Source organism: Streptacidiphilus carbonis, assembly GCF_000787775.1.
GTDB classification, from domain to species: domain Bacteria; phylum Actinomycetota; class Actinomycetes; order Streptomycetales; family Streptomycetaceae; genus Streptacidiphilus; species Streptacidiphilus carbonis.
Window position 1 is genome coordinate 29,737 of record NZ_BBPM01000030.1, and the last position, 16,757, is coordinate 46,493.

Annotated in this window: 17 protein-coding genes; 13 read left to right on the forward strand and 4 right to left on the reverse strand. The window is 72.5% G+C overall.

Annotated features, from left to right (window positions below; translation table 11 throughout):
- The 6 genes from TR46_RS22625 to TR46_RS22650 form a co-directional block, all read left to right on the forward strand.
- A partial coding sequence (locus TR46_RS22625; RefSeq protein ID WP_439654384.1) for a DUF445 domain-containing protein occupies window positions 1-1,343 on the forward strand: 1,343 nt, incomplete at its 5' end.
- A gap of 97 nt (window positions 1,344-1,440) precedes the next feature.
- Window positions 1,441-2,475 carry an adenosine deaminase gene (locus TR46_RS22630; protein ID WP_042404357.1) on the forward strand — a complete coding sequence of 345 codons (1,035 nt, stop codon included), beginning with the start codon at window positions 1,441-1,443 and terminating at the stop codon, window positions 2,473-2,475.
- A gap of 53 nt (window positions 2,476-2,528) precedes the next feature.
- Window positions 2,529-3,317, forward strand: coding sequence for a class E sortase (locus TR46_RS22635; RefSeq protein ID WP_052433013.1), 789 nt, complete (start codon window positions 2,529-2,531; stop codon window positions 3,315-3,317).
- 28 nt (window positions 3,318-3,345) lie between these two features.
- Complete coding sequence (locus TR46_RS22640) at window positions 3,346-4,110, forward strand: GntR family transcriptional regulator (protein WP_042404279.1); 765 nt, start codon at window positions 3,346-3,348, stop codon at window positions 4,108-4,110.
- A 135-nt stretch (window positions 4,111-4,245) separates the two neighbouring features.
- On the forward strand, window positions 4,246-5,367 hold the full coding sequence (locus TR46_RS22645) for a TIGR03364 family FAD-dependent oxidoreductase (RefSeq protein WP_084718843.1): 1,122 nt from the start codon (window positions 4,246-4,248) through the stop codon (window positions 5,365-5,367).
- Entirely contained in the window at window positions 5,367-6,071 is a 705-nt protein-coding gene (locus tag TR46_RS22650; RefSeq protein WP_042404289.1) for a phosphonatase-like hydrolase, read from the forward strand. Before TR46_RS22645 ends, TR46_RS22650 begins: the two co-directional genes overlap by 1 nt.
- Before the next feature lie 151 nt (window positions 6,072-6,222).
- Here the strand turns inward: TR46_RS22650 and TR46_RS22655 are convergent, their stop codons facing one another.
- Window positions 6,223-7,002 carry an HAD-IIA family hydrolase gene (locus TR46_RS22655; protein WP_042404295.1) on the reverse strand — a complete coding sequence of 260 codons (780 nt, stop codon included), beginning with the start codon at window positions 7,000-7,002 and terminating at the stop codon, window positions 6,223-6,225.
- Between the two features lie 260 nt (window positions 7,003-7,262).
- Between TR46_RS22655 and TR46_RS38200 the strand changes: the two genes are divergently transcribed.
- From TR46_RS38200 to ung, 4 genes are all read left to right on the forward strand, one after another.
- Window positions 7,263-7,916, forward strand: coding sequence for a hypothetical protein (locus TR46_RS38200; protein ID WP_052433014.1), 654 nt, complete (start codon window positions 7,263-7,265; stop codon window positions 7,914-7,916).
- Window positions 7,909-8,616 (forward strand): class F sortase, encoded by a 708-nt coding sequence (locus TR46_RS22665; protein ID WP_152626612.1) that lies wholly within the window; start codon window positions 7,909-7,911, stop codon window positions 8,614-8,616. Before TR46_RS38200 ends, TR46_RS22665 begins: the two co-directional genes overlap by 8 nt.
- 141 nt (window positions 8,617-8,757) lie before the next feature.
- The gene (locus TR46_RS22670; RefSeq protein WP_236655441.1) at window positions 8,758-9,531 is read left to right on the forward strand and encodes a TetR/AcrR family transcriptional regulator; all 774 of its coding nucleotides are present in this window, start codon (window positions 8,758-8,760) and stop codon (window positions 9,529-9,531) included.
- 112 nt (window positions 9,532-9,643) lie between these two features.
- Window positions 9,644-10,327: a uracil-DNA glycosylase gene (gene ung / locus TR46_RS22675; protein ID WP_042404299.1), complete on the forward strand. Its 684-nt coding sequence runs from the start codon at window positions 9,644-9,646 to the stop codon at window positions 10,325-10,327.
- A gap of 3 nt (window positions 10,328-10,330) precedes the next feature.
- On the opposite strand, the gene TR46_RS22680 is transcribed toward ung, so the two are convergent.
- The gene (locus tag TR46_RS22680) at window positions 10,331-10,981 is read right to left on the reverse strand and encodes a DedA family protein (protein ID WP_052433016.1); all 651 of its coding nucleotides are present in this window, start codon (window positions 10,979-10,981) and stop codon (window positions 10,331-10,333) included.
- Window positions 10,982-11,236: 255 nt separating this feature from the next.
- Here TR46_RS22680 and TR46_RS22685 point away from each other — a divergent pair, with 255 nt between their 5' ends.
- Complete coding sequence (locus TR46_RS22685) at window positions 11,237-12,529, forward strand: GlnX family signal transduction membrane protein (protein ID WP_042404301.1); 1,293 nt, start codon at window positions 11,237-11,239, stop codon at window positions 12,527-12,529.
- Between the two features lie 116 nt (window positions 12,530-12,645).
- Here the strand turns inward: TR46_RS22685 and TR46_RS45085 are convergent, their stop codons facing one another.
- Window positions 12,646-13,506, reverse strand: a complete 861-nt coding sequence (locus tag TR46_RS45085) for a thiol:disulfide interchange protein DsbA/DsbL (protein ID WP_042404302.1) — start codon at window positions 13,504-13,506, stop codon at window positions 12,646-12,648.
- A gap of 331 nt (window positions 13,507-13,837) precedes the next feature.
- Window positions 13,838-14,503: a hypothetical protein gene (locus TR46_RS22695; RefSeq protein WP_052433017.1), complete on the reverse strand. Its 666-nt coding sequence runs from the start codon at window positions 14,501-14,503 to the stop codon at window positions 13,838-13,840.
- A gap of 279 nt (window positions 14,504-14,782) precedes the next feature.
- On the opposite strand from TR46_RS22695, the gene TR46_RS22700 reads away from it, so the two are divergent.
- On the forward strand, window positions 14,783-16,384 hold the full coding sequence (locus tag TR46_RS22700) for an acyl-CoA carboxylase subunit beta (protein ID WP_042404305.1): 1,602 nt from the start codon (window positions 14,783-14,785) through the stop codon (window positions 16,382-16,384).
- A 136-nt stretch (window positions 16,385-16,520) separates the two neighbouring features.
- Window positions 16,521-16,706: an acyl-CoA carboxylase epsilon subunit gene (locus tag TR46_RS45575; protein WP_042404372.1), complete on the forward strand. Its 186-nt coding sequence runs from the start codon at window positions 16,521-16,523 to the stop codon at window positions 16,704-16,706.
- Window positions 16,707-16,757: the final 51 nt, after the last annotated feature.

The window sequence follows — 16,757 nt, forward strand, 5'->3', positions numbered from 1 at the left end:
GGCCCACGGGGGCCACCGCCTCGGCCGTGGCGGTGCCGGTGGCGTCGGGTACGGGGTCCGGAGTGAAGCCGGGCGGGGGGCCGATGGGGGTGCGGTACACCGCCTCCGACGCGGTCAAGCAGCGCGGCGTGCGGCGGATGAAGACCATCGCCACCGGTTTCCTGGGCGCGGCCACCGTCATCTACATTCTGACCAGCTGGGCCATCCACAGCGGCGCGGGCCCCTGGGCCGGGTACGTCCAGGCGGCGGCCGAGGCCGGGATGGTCGGCGCGCTGGCCGACTGGTTCGCCGTCACCGCGCTGTTCCGGCACCCGCTGGGGCTGCCGATCCCGCACACCGCGATCATCCCCACCAAGAAGGACGTGTTCGGGCGGAGCCTGGGCCAGTTCGTCGGCGAGAACTTCCTGTCGGTGGAGGTGGTCCGGGGCCGGCTGCGCGGGCTGGGCGTGGGGCGCCGGCTCGGGGAGTGGCTGTCCGCGCCCGGCAGCGCCGAGCGGGTCACCCGGGAGGCGTCGGCCGCGCTGCGCGGGGCGCTGGCGGTGCTCCGGGACGAGGACGTGCAGGCGGTGGTCGGCGAGGCGGTGACCCGGCGCGCCGCCGCGCAGCCGATCGCCCAGCCGATAGGCAAGATGCTGGCCCGGATCCTCGCCGAGGGCGGCCACAAGGGGGTGGTGGACCTGTGCGTGGTGCGGGCCCACGACTGGCTGGAGGAGCACAGCGACCAGGTGATCCGGACCATCTCCGAGGAGGCGCCGGGCTGGACGCCCAAGTTCATCGACAACAAGATCGGCGTCCGGGTCTACCGCGAGCTGCTGCGCTTCGCCGTGGACGTGCGGGACGACCCGAACCACGCGGCCCGCGGCGCGGTCGACAGCTTCCTGGAGGACTTCGCCAAGGAGCTGCGCACCGACCCGGACACCATCGCCCGCGTCGAACGTGCCAAGGCGGACCTGCTGGCCCGCTCCGAGGTGCAGGACCTGATCGCCTCGGCCTGGGCCGCGGTCCGGGCGATGGTGCTGGAGGCCGCGGAGGACGAGGACAGCCAGCTGCGGGTCAGGATCCGCGACGGCATCCGCAGCTTCGGCCGCCGGCTGGCCACGGACGCGAAGATGCAGGCCAAGTTGGACGGCTGGCTGGAGGACGCCGCCGAGTACGTGGTCGACACCTACCGCGGCGAGATCACCTCGATCATCTCCGACACCGTGGCCGGTTGGGACGCCGACGAGGCCTCCCGGAAGATCGAGGCCAATGTCGGCCGCGACCTGCAGTTCATCAGGATCAACGGCACCGTGGTCGGCGCCGCCGCCGGGCTGCTGATCCACACGGTGTCCGTTCTGGTCTGAGCGCCTTCGTGAGCAGCCCCCATGAGAGGCTGACGGGGACGGATCAGGCGACAGGTGCGACGCGCACACGCGGCAGGGACGAAGGAGCACGGCAGTGGTGGGGACTGGGATCGAGGCGTTCGTGGCCGGGCTGCCCAAGGCGGAGCTGCACGTCCACCATGTGGGCTCGGCCTCGCCGGCCGTGGTGGCCGGGCTGGCGGCGCGGTACGAGGGGCAGACGGCGGTGCCGACCGATCCGGAGGCGCTGGCGAAGTACTTCGAGTTCACCGACTTCGCGCACTTCATCCAGGTGTACCTGTCGGTGGTCGACCTGATCAGGGACGCCGAGGACGTCCGGACGCTGACCTACGGGGTGGCCGAGGAACTGGGCCGACGCAACGTCCGCTACGCGGAGCTGACGGTCACTCCGTACAGCTCGGTGCGGCGCGGCATCCCGGGCGAGGCCTTCATGGAGGCCATCGAGGACGCCCGCAAGGCCGCCGAGGCCGAGCTCGGCGTGGTGCTGCGCTGGTGCTTCGACATCCCCGGCGAGGCCGGTCTCGAGTCCGCCGAGGTCACCGAGCGGCTGGCGCTGGACCTGCGTCCCGAGGGGCTGGTCAGCTTCGGCCTGGGCGGCCCTGAGGTCGGCGTGCCGCGGCCGCAGTTCCAGCCGTACTTCGACCGGGCCAGGGCGGCCGGGCTGCACAGCGTCCCGCACGCGGGTGAGGCCACCGGTCCTGAGACGGTGTGGGACGCGCTGCGCTTCCTCGGCGCCGAGCGGATCGGGCACGGCACCTCGTCGGTGCAGGACCCGCGGCTGGTGGACTACTTGGGCGAGCACCGGATCCCGCTGGAGGTCTGCCCGACGTCAAACATCGCCACCCGGGTGGTGGAGCGGATCGAGGACCACCCGATCAAGCGGATGGTCGAGGCCGGGCTGTTCGTCACCGTCAACAGCGACGACCCGCCGATGTTCGGCACCGACATCGACCGCGAGTACACCGTCGCGGCCGGGCTGCTCGGACTGGACGAGGGCGGCGTCGCCGAGCTGGCCCGACAGGCCGTGCGGGCCTCGTTCCTGGACGAGGCGGGCAAGCGCGCGCTGCTCGGCGAGATCGACGGGTATCTGGCGGGGTGGCCGCTGCGGAGGTAGCCTGCGGTGAGCTGACGGGGCGTCAGCTGCGGTGCGGGAGGCGGTAGAGGCTGGTGCTGCGGCGGCTGCTGATCGGGTTCGGGGAGCTGGCGGTCACCTTCGGCCTGGTCGTGGTGCTGCTCGCGGCCTATGAGCTGTGGTGGACCAACGCGTCCGCCGACGCCGGAGCCCGCTCCGCGGTCGCAGGGCTTGAGCAGCAGTGGCAGGCGGAGGCGCGGGCCAGGGCCTCCGCCTCCGCCTCGGCGGGGGCTGTCGGGAGCAGAGGTACCGGGGGCAGGGGTGCCGAGGTGAAGGGTGCCGCCCCGTCCGCTGCCGCCAAGCCGCCTCCACTGCAGGTGGGCGGTGCCGGCGGTAGCGGCATCGACAGCATGAGCCGAGACCTGACCCCCTTCGCGGTGCTGCGGATCCCGGCCCTAGGCATCGTCTTCCCGGTCGCCGAGGGGATCGACAAGTACGCCGTGCTCAACCACGGCTACATCGGCCACTACCCGGGCACGGCGATGCCCGGGCAGCCCGGCAACTTCGCCGTCGCCGGGCACCGCAACACCCACGGCGAGCCGTTCCGGCACCTGGAGCGGCTGAACGTCGGCGACGTGGTGATCGTCGAGACCGCGGGCTGGACCTACTACTACCGGATCGACTCGATCCTGCCGGAGACCTCGCAGAGCGATGTGGACACCGTCGCCCCGGTGCCGCACAGTTCGCTGCACCCCGGTTCGGGCTACGGCTACACGGCCCCGGGCCGCTATCTGACGCTGACCACCTGCACCCCGGCGTTCACCTCGCTCTACCGGATGATCGCCTGGGGGCGCCTGGTCACCCAGGAGGCGCGGACGGCATAGCGGTCCGGTCCGGCTGTACCGTGACGGCATGACCGGCCACTCAGCCCCCCGCCTGCTCGGCGCCCCCGTCCGGGAGGGCGTGCCCGAGCACGGGCGGATGCCCAAGTACTACGCCGCGAAGGCCCAGCTGACCGCGCTGCTGGAGGAGTTGGGCGAGGGCGGGCTGCTGCCGACCGAACGCGAGCTGGCCGAGCGCTACGGCGTCGCGCGGGAGACGCTGCGGCTGGCACTGCGCGAGCTGCTGCTGGAGGGACGGGTGCGCCGGCAGGGCCGGGGCACCGTGGTGGCCGGGCCGAAGATCGAGCAGCCGCTGTCGCTGTCCAGCTACACCGAGGGCGTCCGCCGCCAGGGCCGGCTGCCCGGGCGCCGGCTGATCGCGCTGGAGCGCTTCGCCGCCGAGGGGGAGGTGGCCGAGGAACTGGGCATCGCCCAGGGCGACCAGGTGTGGCACCTGGAACGGGTGCTGCTGGCGGACGAGGAGCGGGTCGGCCTGGAGAGCACCTATGCGCCGGTGGCGCTGCTGCCCGGGCTGGACGACGGCTTCGAGCCCGAGTCGTCGTTCTACCGCTACGCCAAGGACTGCGGGCTGGTGGCCGGGGGCGGCCGGGAGCGGATCGAGACGGTGCTGGCGACTCCGAGGGAGGCGCTGCTGATCGGCACCCCGCCGGCGCTGCCGATGCTGCTGCTGCACCGCAGCAGCTGGGACGCCTCCGGGCGCCCGTTCGAGCGGGTGCGGACGCTGTACCGCGGGGACCGGTTCAGCTTCTCGGCGGAGTTGAGCGCGGGGGAGTAGCGGGGCAGGGGCGGTGGCTGCCGGTTGTGAATATAACGTATATGTAACGGGTCTAGTCCAAACGTGCCGCCTTGTTCATGCTGGGTTCACCGAGCCAGTCCCGGCACAACATCCAGAGGATCGAAGGTCGCACCTGTGAGAGTCATCGTCGTAGGAGCAGGAGCGCTCGGGACCATGCATGCCTGGCATGCCGTCCGGCGCGGACACCACGTCGTCCACCTGGAGCGGGAGCAGCAGGCGCGCGGCGCCTCGGTCCGCAACTTCGGGTTGGTCTGGGTCGGCGGTCGCGCCGAGGGCCCGGATCTGGATACCGCGCTGAGGGCACGTCAGCTGTGGGAGGAGATCGCCGCGGAGGTGCCCGGGGTGGGCTTCCGGCCCGGCGGCTCGCTCACCGTGCTGCGCACCCCGGCCGAGGTCGCCGTCGCGGCCGAGGTCGCGGCCCGGCACGACGCCGGGCGCCGCGGCTGGGAGCTGCTGGACGAGGAGGGCACCCGCAAGGCCAACCCGGCCCTGCGCGGCGAGTTCCTGGGCTCGCTGTGGAGCCCGTACGACGCGCAGGTCGAGCCCCGGGTGACCCAGCGGGCCCTGCAGGACCGGCTGCGCGAGTCCGGCCGCTACACCTTCCTGGGCGGGTGCGAGGTCCGCGAGGTGGTCGGCGAGCGGTCCGTCCGCGACGACCGGGGCGAGCTGCACAGCGGCGACGCGGTGGTGCTGTGCACCGGGGCCTGGCTGGGCGGACTGGTCCGCGAGCTGGCGCCGGAGCTGCCGGTGCGCCGGGTGCGGCTGCAGATGATGCAGACCGAGCCGTTGGACGAGCGGCTGACCACCTCCGTCGCCGACGGCGACAGCTTCCGCTACTACCCGGCGTACGCCGGGGGCGCGCTGGACGCGCTCAACGCCGTCCAGCCGCAGCACCCGACCGCGGCCGAGCACCGGATGCAGCTGCTGATGGTGCAGCGCGCGGACGGCTCGCTGACGGTGGGCGACACCCACGAGTACGACCAGCCCTTCGGCTTCGACGTGGCCGAGGACCCGTACGCCTATCTGGCGGAGCTGGCCGGCAGCCTGCTGGGACGGCCGCTGCCGAGGATCCGCCGCCGCTGGGCGGGGGTGTACGCGCAGTGCCTGGACCCGGCCCTGGTGGTGCACCGGGAGCAGGTGCGCGAAGGGGTCTGGCTGGTGACCGGGCCCGGTGGGCGCGGGATGACGGGCTCGCCGGCGATCGGCGAGGCGACGGCGAACGAGATGGGGCTGTGATGGGCGGTCAGGCGGGTTCCGGAGCAGGCACCAAGCTGGTGGTGCTGGACATGGCGGGGACCACGGTCGCCGACGGCGGGCTGGTGGAGCAGGCGTTCGAGGCGGCGGCGCGGGAGCTCGGGGTGGACCCGGCCGGCGCCCGGCACGGGGAGATGCTGGACTACGTCCGCACCACGATGGGCGAGAGCAAGATCTCGGTGTTCCGGCACCTGTTCGCCGCGGAGGAGCGGGCGCAGCAGGCCAACCGGGCCTTCGAGCGGGCGTATGACGCGCTGGTCGACGCGGGCCGCTGCGCGGCGCTGCCCGGGGCGGAGGACTCCATCCGGGAGCTGCGGAAGGCAGGACTGACGGTGGTGCTGACCACCGGGTTCTCGGGGGCGACGCAGCAGCGGATCATCGGGGCGCTGGGGTGGCAGGACCTGGTGGACCTGGCGCTGTGCCCCGCCGACGCGGGCGGGCGCGGGCGCCCGTACCCCGACCTGGCGCTGGCCGCGTTGCTGCGGACGCATGGTGCCGACGATGTCAGGGAGATGGCCGTGGTCGGCGACACCGGCTACGACATGCGCTGCGGGGCGGCGGCGGGGGCCGGAGCGGTGGTCGGGGTGCTCACCGGTGCGCACGACGCCGGGAGGCTGCGGGCGGACGGGGCGACCGTGGTTCTGAGGTCGGTGGGGGAGTTGCCGTCGTTGCTGCTGGGCCGGTAGGCAGGAGGGTTTTCGGCTGCGGACCGTGGGCGGCCGGCAGCGCAGTCCCCCGCGCCCTGAGGAGGTGCAACTCGGCCGCAGTGGGTCGGGTGCGCCTGCCTAGGGGCGCGGGGAACTGCGCGACAAGCCCGCTACGGTCCGCAGCCGGAGGTCAGACCAGCTCCACCAGGTCCGCGATGGAGTCGCGTACCTCGGAGGGGCGGAACGGGTAGCGTTCCACGTCGGCGTCGGCGGTGAGTCCGGTGCGGACCAGGAACGTGGTCATCCCGGCTTCGAGGCCGGCCAGGACGTCGGTGTCCATGCGGTCGCCGATCATCGCACTGGTCTCGGAGTGCGCGCCGATGTGGTTCAGCCCGGCCCGCATCATCAGCGGGTTCGGCTTGCCGACGAAGTAGGGCTCCTTGCCGGTCGCCTTGGTGATCAGCGCCGCCACCGAGCCGGTCGCGGGCAGCGCGCCCTCGGCGGACGGGCCGGTCTCGTCCGGGTTGGTGGCGATGAAGCGGGCGCCGCCGTTGATCAGGCGCACGGCCTTGGTCATCGCCTCGAAGGAGTAGGTCCGGGTCTCGCCGAGGATCACGAAGTCGGGGTCCACGTCGGTGAGGATGTACCCGACGTCGTGCAGGGCCGTGGTCAGCCCCGCCTCGCCGATCACGTACGCGCTGCCGCCGGGACGCTGCGAGTCGAGGAACTTCGCGGTGGCCAGGGCCGAGGTCCAGATGTTGCCCACCGGCACGTCCAGGCCCATCCGGGACAGCCGGGCGTGCAGGTCCCGGGCGGTGTACATCGAGTTGTTGGTCAGCACCAGGAATGGCTTGCCGGACTCGCGCAACCGCTTGATGAAGGCGTCCGCACCAGGGATCGGCACACCCTCGTGAATGAGCACCCCGTCCATGTCGGTGAGCCAGGACTCGATGGGCTTGCGCTCTGCCATAGGGGCGTTCTCCTACCGGTGACGAAACGTGCGCGATGGCTCAAGAGTAGCGATCACAAGTTCGGAAAAGGCGGCTGACCCCGCCCCTTTCGCCGTGTCCGGCTGCGCCGGATGGTCCTGGTGGTCATCCGTCCGAGTGTCGACGGTGTGTCAGATGGCGCAGGTCCTCCCACTTCTGGAAATCGTTCGTCATATTTTGCATTGATATGGGTGAATTGCCCGAGCGCTGGTTCGGCTGCCCGGAAGTGAGAGGAATCGTGATGGCGAAGCTCCGCACCGCCACGGCTGGGGCGGCCGTGGCCGCGTTCGCGCTGGCGCTCGCCGTGCAGACGGCGGCCCCGGCGGCAGCCGCGACGTTGGGCCCGTCCGGCACGGGAGGGTCGTCCACGGACAACGCCGTCCGGAGCACGGTGCTGACCACGACCGACAGCACCCGGGTGATCGCCACTCCCCGGGGGGTGCTGCGCGCGCTCGACGTGGTCACCGTCTCGCCGGCGCTCACCCGCCCCGGTGGCTCGGTCGATGTGCGCACCTTCGCCGACTGCGGCGGCACGACCACCGGGACGGTCGCCTCCACCGCCTTCGCCGCGCCGGTGAAGCTGGGGCTGGCGGCCGACGGCGGGCTGTTCGCCGAGGCGGTCGTCGCCAAGGACGCCAAGCCCGGGCCGCACCCGGTCACCGAGCTGTGCAGCGGCACCCCGGTCGCGGTCGGCACGGTCACCGTGGTGCGGATCGGCGCGCTGGACACCGGCGGCGGCTGGGGCGCCACCCGCGATCTGGCCGGCACCGGCGCGCTGTCCAGTGCGACCGGGCGCGGCGCGCTCGCGGTCACCGGCGCGGCCGCGCTGGGCGCGCTGGAACTGCTGCGCCGCAGGGCGCTCACCGCGCGTCGGGGCGCGGGCAGCCGTGGCTGAGCTCCGGCGCCTGTCGGCGGTCTCGCGCCCGCGGGTGCTGGGCGCGCTGGCCTCGTTGTCCGCCGGGCTGGTGGCGGTGTCGGTCGCCGGTGCGGCGCTCGGCGTCGGTGCGCCGGTCCGTACCGCCGCCGCGGTCGCGGTGAGCGCGCGCGGCACCGCCTCGGACAGCGTCCGGCCCGCGCCGCGGTCCTCGGCGTCCGCCGCGCCGGCGTCCCGTGCTGCGCACGCGCCGCTGGCGCGGTCCACCCCGATCCAGCTGCTGATGCCGTCGGTCGGGCTGACCGCGCCGCTGCTGGGCCTGGGCATGGACAGCAAGGGGCAGCCGGAGCTGCCGCCGTTCTCGCAGCCGAGGACGGCCGGCTGGCTGCGGGACTCGGCGACGCCGGGCGAGGCCGGCACCTCGGTGCTGGTCGGCCATGTCGACACCAGGACCGGACCCGCGGTGTTCTGGAACCTCTCGGCGGTGAAGCCGGGCGCCCCGGTCGAGGTGGCCCGGCTGGACGGCAGCACGGCCGAGTTCACCGTGGACCGGGTGCAGTCCTACCCCAAGGCGTCCTTCCCCTCGGCCCAGGTCTACGCCCCGGCCAAGGACGCCCAGCTGCGGATCATCACCTGCGGCGGCGGCTTCGACCGCAAGCGCGCCGAGTACACCGGCAATGTGGTGCTGTTCGCCCACCTGAGCGGGGTGCGCGCCGCGTAGCGCCGATATCTGCGTACCATGTACGCGACTCCCGGAACGGTACGGGAGCGGGACAGCACAGCACAGCCGAGGAGGCCGCCGGTGGCAGCCCGCGACACGGGGTCCGCACAGCCGCCGGGGTCCGCACCTTCACCGGGGTCCGTGAGGTCACCGGGATCCGTCAAGGCACCGGGGTCCGCGAAGGAACTGGGGACGCCGCGGCCGCCGGTGTGGGCCCGTCCGCGTTCCGGCGGCCGGGGGCCGCAGCCGTCGCTGAGCGTGGACGCCATCGTCGGCGCGGCCGTCGCGCTCGCCGACGCGGAGGGCGCGGACGCCGTCTCGATGCGCCGGATCGCCGCCGAGCTGGGCGTGGGGACCATGTCGCTGTACCGCTATGTCGAGACCAAGGACGACCTGCTCGACCTGATGACCGATCAGGTCATGGGCGAGGACGGGCCCGGCGACCCGCCCACCGGGGACTGGCGCGAGGATCTGCGCGCGGTCGCCGTCGGCTACCGCCGGCTGATGCTGCGGCACCCCTGGCTGCTGCCCATCGCCGCGAGCCGGCCCCCGATGGGGCCCAACAGCCTGCGCCGGACCGAGCACCTGCTCGGCGTCATGGACGGCCTGGGGCTGGAGATCGACGCGATGTCAGGGCTGGCCGGGACGGTGATCGGCTTCGTCCGCGGGGTGGTGCTCACCGAGATCGCCGATACCGAGGCGACCCGCCGCACCGGCCTGGACGAGGACGGCTACCGCCGCAGCGCCGGCCCCTACCTCAAGGATGTCCTGGCGGCCGGACAGCACCCGCTGCTGGCCCGCTTCGTCGCCCTGGCCGAGCACGATCCGGACCCGGACCAGGTCTTCCGCTGGGGTCTGGAACGCGTCCTCGACGGCGTGGCAGCGGGCCTGGTGCAGCTCCGGGGCACGGCCTGACACCGTGGCGGGAACGTCCAGGAGCCGGGTGGGGCAGGGGAATCCCGGGTTGTCGGTGCCGGCCGGTACGGTGCAGGTGCACGTCGGTCGTACACCTCGGAGGGAACCCGTCATGTCGTCAGTCAATGAGTTCGTGCTGCCCGAGTCCTGGCGGGGAGTGCTCGCCGAGGAGACGGAGAAGCCGTACTTCCAGGAGCTCGCCGGGTTCGTGGCGCAGCAGCGGGCCGAGCACCAGGTGTTCCCGCCGGTCGGCCAGGTGTTCTCGGCGCTGGAGCACACGCCCTACGACCGGGTGAAGGTGCTGCTGCTCGGTCAGGACCCGTACCACGACGACAACCAGGCGCACGGGATGTGCTTCTCGGTGAAGCGCGGGGTGAAGATCCCGCCGTCGCTGCGCAACGTCTACAAGGAGCTGGAGGCCGACCTGGGCGTCGCGGCGCCGGCCCACGGCAATCTGGAGGCCTGGGCGGACCAGGGCGTGCTGCTGCTCAACGCGGTGCTGACGGTGCGGGCGCACGAGGCCAACTCGCACAAGGGCAAGGGCTGGGAGCGGTTCACCGACGCGGTGATCCGGGCGGTCAACGACCGGGCCGAGCCCGCCGTGTTCGTGCTCTGGGGGAACTACGCCAAGAAGAAGCTGCCGCTGATCGACACCACTCGGCACGTGGTGGTCCAGGGCGCCCACCCGTCGCCGCTGTCGGCCAAGCTCTTCCTCGGCAGCCGCCCGTTCTCGCAGATCGACAAGGCGCTGGCCGACCTCGGACTGGCTCCGGTCGACTGGCGGCTGCCGGCCTAGCGGTCAGCTGACGGCTACGGGGGCCGTCCCCAAGTGATCGTCCGTGTCGGGGGCGGCGGCCGCGGCGGCCTGACGGGCGCTGCGGCGCTGGCGCTGCACCATGCGGGCGATCACCGCGCTGATCGCGGTCGCGGCGGCGCAGGACACCGCGAAGCTCAGCCAACTGGTGTCGAAGGTGTGCTCGTTGAGGTACCCGAGGCCGACTATGTAGGTGGCCCAGACCGCCGCCGAGACGGCGGACCAGCGCAGGAAGCGGCGCGGCGGCATCGGTGAGGTGCCGACCGCGAGGTCCAGCACGGAGCGGCCGCCGGGGACGAAGCGGGCCGCGATGATGGTGCGGGCCCGGCGCGTCTCCAGCGCCTGCAGCAGGTAGGTCGCAGCACTGGCCGCGCCCGGCTTGCTGTCCAGCCGCCGCTGGGCCCAGACGGCGCCGCGGCGGGCGATCCGGATCAGCAGCAGGTCGCCCGAGAAGGAGGCGACGGCCACCCCGAGCCCCAGCAGCAGCGGCGAGGTGTGGGTCTCGGAGGACTGCAGCGTCGCCGCGATGACCATGGTGCCGCTGGGCACTATCGGCAGGAACGCGTCCGACAGCACTGCCAGCAGTGCCGCTATGAAAAACCACGAGGAGCCGAAAAGGTCCAGGACCTCGCTCAAGGTGACTCCTCATGCTGTTGTCCGCAGACAGGAAATGATGGTTGACCAGTACTCCGGAAGCTGGAGCACTGCCGATCGACAACGCTAACCGGTGCCATGATCACACCTGAAACCGCCCCGTAGTGAGTCATGTAACACGACTCTTACCAGCCCCCCAGCGGACACTCAGCGACCGCTACCAGCCGTGCTTTCCCATTCACCCTGCGTTCTGCTCCCGGCCCCCGGCCCGTCGTCCCGGATACCTACGTTCGAAGGGTGACCAAGACCGCCGCCCCGGTGCTGCGACTGCGTCTCCAGGCCGCCGCCGCCCTGCTGTTGACCGCCGCGCTGCTCGTGGCCGCGCTGGTCTCCTTCGCCGCCGCCAGGACGGACCTGCACCAGCTCGCCGAGGTCTCCGAGCCGCGGGCCGCCGCGGCCGCCGATCTCTACCGGACCCTGGCCGACCTGGACGCACAGCACGCCGACTCGCTGGTGGTCGGCTACTCGTCGGCCCCCGCCCAGCCGGGCCAGTCGCCGACGCTGGTCGACGACGGGGTGCTGGCCGCCCTCACCGCGCAGGCGGACCGCAGGCAGGTCGGGCACGACCTGGCGGCGCTCGCTCCGGTCGGCGGCCAGGGGCAGGCGGACGTCCAGGCGCTGCTGGACTCGCTCGGCACCTATGACGCGCTGAGCGGGACCGAGGAGTACTCGGCGACCAGTCAGACCGACCCGGTCGTGGGCCGTCCGCCGGACCTCGCGCTGGACTACTACGACCAGGCCGAGAGCCTGCTGCAGCAGTCGCTGCTGCCGCACGTCCGGACCCTGCTCGCCACGGCCGACCGGCAGGTCGGCACGGACCGGGGCGCCGCCGTCGGCGACGCGCGCCGGGGTGCGCTGCTGCTGGGCGCCGGGGGCGTGCTCTCCGTACTGCTGCTGGTCTGGTGGCAGTTGGACCTCGGCCGCCGGCACCGGCGGATGTTCAACCCGGCGCTGCTGGTGGCGACGGCGGCGGTGCTGGCCGTGTCGGTCGCCGGCGGCACGGCGCTGCTGGGTGCGGCCTCCGCGCTGGACGGCGCGGTGCGGCAGGGCTACACCCCCGGCGCGACGGTGGCCCAGGCACAGGTGGCCGCCGCGGACGCGGAGGCGTCGCAGAGCCGCTGGCTGGTCGACACCGCGTACCGCCCCTCGCTCGCCTCCCGGTTCGGCGACCTCTCGCGGCAGTTGCACACGCTGACGGCGGCGGGCGCGGGCTCGCCCGGGGTGGCCCGGACCGAGGCCGCCTACCTGGCCGCCGACGCGAGCCTGCGCTCGCTGGCCGGCTCGGACCGGCTGGACCAGGCGGCGGTCCAGCTCACCGGTGTGACGCGTGGTCAGGTCGCGTTCGCCTACTACGACTTCGGTGTCAGTCTGCAGACCCTGGCGGATCAGCGGGCGGCCCGTTTCGGCTCCGGAGCGGACTCCGCCTCGAACGACCTCGACGGTTGGACCGTGATCCCCGCGGCGCTGCTGGGCGCCGGACTGCTGCTGGTGGTCGCCGGGGTACGGCCCCGGCTGGCCGAGTTCGCCTGAGCACCGCCACCTCGGTCCCCGCGCTGCTCGTCGGTGTCGGCGGCGAGCAGCCGGGTCGTTTCGAGCCACGCGGTAAGCCGTTGGCCGACTGGCGGAAGGCGCATGGGCAGTGGCGGTCAGCGCTTCTTGTGGATCCTCTTGTGGGCGTTGGCCTTCTTGTGGGCGGTGGCCTTCTTGGGCGCGGTGACCTTCTTGGGGACGGTGGTCTTCTTGGGCGCCTTGGCAGCCGCTGCAGCCTCGGCGATCGAGTGCTGGTAGAGGTAGTCGACCGTCGGGACGGTGCCGGCCACGCCGTCGGGCAGCATGAACGGGTCGGTGAGGTAGCGGCCGCCGACGACCACGCTCGGCATCGCCTGTACGTCGTACTTCTCCCGCAGCGCCGGCGCCGCCTGGGTCTCCTGCTGGACCTCGGGCGAGTTCCAGGCGGCCAGCAGTTGCTGGGAGTCGATCCCCTGCGAGTCCGCCCATTCGCTCATGGTGTCCGGGTCGGTGAGGTTTCGGTGCTCGTCGCGGACGGCGTGGAAGACGGACTGCTCCACCTGGTCCTCCACGCCCAACTTGACCAGGGCGTAGTAGAGCCGGGCGTAGCCCATCTCCAGTGGCTGGTCCGGCCATGCCGCCGGGATGTAGCGGATGGTCACCGGCGGGTCCTGCTGCGCGGCCCAGTCCCGCAGCGGCTGGGCCAGCTGGTAGGAGTGGGCGCAGTTGTACCAGAACACCTCCACGACCTCGCGCGGGGAGGCCGCCACCGGGTGGGCGAGCTGCCGGTACTGCTGCCCGGCGACCGGCACGGCCCTGGCTGCCGCGCCTGCGGGGGCCTGCAGCCCCAGCAGTGCCAGCGAGGCGCAGAGCGCGACCAGGGCGCGGATCAGCGGCTTGCGCCGACTTGACGAGCGGGGTCGGCGGGCGGCGGGGGCGGCAGAGGCCGGGGCGGGAACGGCGTGGGCCGGGGCGGCGGGGCGCGTGGACGTCGTCATACCGGCACCCTGACAATCCGCCGGGCGGCACACGGGGGGACACGGCGGCGAGTCGGCCGCTTTCCCCCGTACGGGTGCGTGCGGGTGCGTCCGACGTGCGGGCGGCCAACCTGCCGCGTGCGGGCTGCTACCGCGCGGCTTACTGGCCCGGTGCGGGGGGGGAGCGGTCCGGGGCTGCGGGAGCCGGGTGGGCTGTGAGAGCGGGCGGGGCTGCGGGCGTCACGCCGGGGCCGCGGCCGCGGATGCCGGGCCGGGCCTCGGACGCGGAGGACCCGCCCGGGCGGGGTGGCGCGGGCGGGTCCGAGGCAGGGGGCCGGTGCGGCCGACGGCGTCAGCCGGTGGCGCTGCTGCTGCTGCTCGTGCTGGCGGGAACCACGATGTGGTAGCCCCACCAGTCGAAGCGCATGCCGAAGGCGATGAACAGGCCGATGACGCCGAGCACGAAACCGCCCCAGGCGACGGCCTTGACCCAGTTCGGCAGCGGGCGGACGGTGAGGTAGCGGCCGGAGAACAGCACCAGCGCGCCCACGACCAGGGCGATGGTCGCGACCAATCCGTTGATCTCGGCGACCTTGTGCCAGGGGCCCGTGTAGCCTTCGGCGAGCTGGGTGGCCGTGGTCTTGCCGGTCGCGGAGACCTGGGACTGGAGCTGGGCCTGCGCGAGCATGATGTTGCCGAACCAGGTGCCGGTGACCGAGGCCAGGCCCAGGGCGGCCGCGGCTATCGACACCGCGCCGGCGACGATGCCCTTGGAGACGCCGCCGGAGGCCAGGTCCTCCAGCTCCTCGTCGGAGAGGTCCTCGGGGTCCTTGTCCTCGGGGCTGAGGACCGAATTGGGGCGGGGCGACCAGGTCTTCGACTGGGGCTCGGCGGCCTCCGTCTGTTCTTCCTTGTCGTCCTTGCTCAGAATCAGTGTCGCAGGCGACTCAACCGCAGGTGAGTCGTCCTTCCGGGGGTCGGAGGGCTGCGGGATGTCGGTGGGCTTCGGAGTGGGCATGGCGGCACCCTAGTGATGTTTTGTGAAAACCGGATGAACCTTCCAAGGTTTCCTTCCGGCCAAGGAACCGCTGGTCGGCACCATGCGGCCAGGTCGGCGCAGGTCGGTGCGGGTACGACTCCTGTCCGGCTCCGCCAGCTATTCGGGTCATGTGTTGTACGAAATCGACCCCTGCTCGACGGGGTGGTCCTCGTAGGGTCGAAGAGTGGTCTGGTCCGCCTCCACAGCGGCGAGCCGTTCCCGTAGAGACTTGGAGTTTCCTGAGATGGTGGTTCTGCGATGACCGAGCAGGATGTGGCGCATCGGACCGGCCCGTCCGGCCCGACCGGAGTGGACAGCCGGGGGCGGGTCGAGGAGCTGCACGCCATCCAGGAGCAGGTGCTGGCGGGGCCGAGCGAGCGGGCGACCGAGGCGCAGCACGCCAAGGGCAAGCTGACCGCGCGCGAGCGGATCGCGCTGCTGCTGGACGACGGCTCCTTCAACGAGGTCGAGCCGCTGCGCCGGCACCGGGCCACCGGGTTCGGGCTGGAGCAGAAGAAGCCCTACAGCGACGGTGTGATCACCGGCTGGGGTTCGGTGCACGGGCGTCCGGTGTTCGTGTACGCGCACGACTTCCGGATCTTCGGCGGGGCGCTGGGCGAGGCCCATGCCCAGAAGATCCACAAGATCATGGACATGGCCATCGCCGCCGGTGCGCCGCTGGTGTCCCTGAACGACGGCGCCGGGGCCCGGATCCAGGAAGGCGTCACCGCGCTCGCCGGCTACGGCGGCATCTTCCAGCGCAACACCCGGGCGTCCGGGGTGATCCCGCAGATCAGCGTGATGCTGGGCCCCTGTGCCGGTGGGGCCGCCTACAGTCCGGCGCTGACGGACTTCGTGTTCATGGTCCGGGAGACCTCGCAGATGTTCATCACCGGGCCGGACGTGGTCCAGGCGGTGACCGGCGAGAAGATCACCCAGAACGGGCTCGGCGGCGCGGATGTGCACTCCGAGGTCTCGGGGGTGTCGCACTTCGCCTACGACGACGAGCGCAGCTGCCTGGAGGAGGTCCGCTTCCTGCTGTCGATGCTGCCGCAGAACAACCGCGAGAACCCGCCGGTGGAGATCACCGAGGACCGTGCCGACCGGCGCTGCGAGGCGCTGCTGGACCTGGTGCCGGCCGACGGCAACCGCCCGTACGACATGCGCAAGGTGATCGAGGAGATCGCCGACGACGGCCAGTACATGGAGATCCACGAGCGCTGGGCCACCAACGTCATCGTGGCGCTGACCCGGCTGGACGGCCAGGTGGTGGGGATCGTGGCGAACCAGCCGCAGTCCCTGGCCGGGGTGCTGGACATCCACGCGTCCGAGAAGGCCGCGCGGTTCGTGCAGATGTGCGACGCGTTCAACATCCCGCTGGTCACGCTGCTGGACGTGCCGGGCTTCCTGCCCGGGGTGGACCAGGAGCACGGCGGCATCATCCGCCACGGCGCCAAGCTGCTGTACGCGTACTGCAACGCGACGGTGCCGCGGATCCAGTTGATCCTGCGCAAGGCCTACGGCGGCGCCTACATCGTGATGGACTCGCGCAGCGTGGGCGCGGACCTGTCCTATGCCTGGCCGACCAACGAGATCGCGGTGATGGGCGCGGAGGGTGCGGCCAACGTCATCTTCCGCCGCCAGATCGCCGGCGCCGACGACCCCGAGGCGATGCGCGCCCAGATGGTCAAGCAGTACAAGGACGAGTTGATGCACCCCTACTACGCCGCCGAGCGCGGCCTGGTGGACGACGTCATCGACCCCGCCGAGACCCGGCACACCCTGATCCGCGCGCTGCACATGCTTCGCAGCAAGCACGCCGATCTGCCCGCCCGCAAGCACGGCAACCCGCCCCAGTAACCCGGAGGCACCCGCCATGACCACCGTCCTCGAACCCGCCGCGGCCACTGCCGCCGTTCCGGCTGCCGCCGCTGCTTCGGTCACCGCCGCTGCTTCAGCCACCGCCGCCGCTTCGGCTGCCGCGCCGGCCGACCCGCTGGTGCGGGTCGTCAAGGGCAACCTCGCCGACGAGGAGCTCGCCGCGCTGACCGCCGTGCTGCTGGCCCGCGCCGCGGCCGCGCCCAAGGCCGCCAAGGGTGCCGGCGCCGGTATGACCCAGGCCCAGTGGCAGCGCCCCGAGCGTCGTCCGAGCTACAACTCGCCGGTCAGCTGGCACCGCTGACACAGCGTCAATCGGACATGGCGGTGGGCGGGACCCCTCGGGGTCCCGCCC

Bases quoted from the DNA above. Each gene is read 5' to 3' on its own strand.
- TR46_RS22640 (WP_042404279.1), top strand. From the start codon at position 3,346: ATGACCGGCCACTCAGCCCCCCGCCTGCTCGGCGCCCCCGTCCGGGAG.
- TR46_RS22655 (WP_042404295.1), bottom strand. From the start codon at position 7,002: ATGGCAGAGCGCAAGCCCATCGAGTCCTGGCTCACCGACATGGACGGG.
- TR46_RS22700 (WP_042404305.1), top strand. From the start codon at position 14,783: ATGACCGAGCAGGATGTGGCGCATCGGACCGGCCCGTCCGGCCCGACC.
- TR46_RS45085 (WP_042404302.1), bottom strand. From the start codon at position 13,506: ATGACGACGTCCACGCGCCCCGCCGCCCCGGCCCACGCCGTTCCCGCC.
- TR46_RS38200 (WP_052433014.1), top strand. From the start codon at position 7,263: ATGGCGAAGCTCCGCACCGCCACGGCTGGGGCGGCCGTGGCCGCGTTC.
- TR46_RS22650 (WP_042404289.1), top strand. From the start codon at position 5,367: ATGGGCGGTCAGGCGGGTTCCGGAGCAGGCACCAAGCTGGTGGTGCTG.
- TR46_RS22695 (WP_052433017.1), bottom strand. From the start codon at position 14,503: ATGCCCACTCCGAAGCCCACCGACATCCCGCAGCCCTCCGACCCCCGG.
- ung (WP_042404299.1), top strand. From the start codon at position 9,644: ATGTCGTCAGTCAATGAGTTCGTGCTGCCCGAGTCCTGGCGGGGAGTG.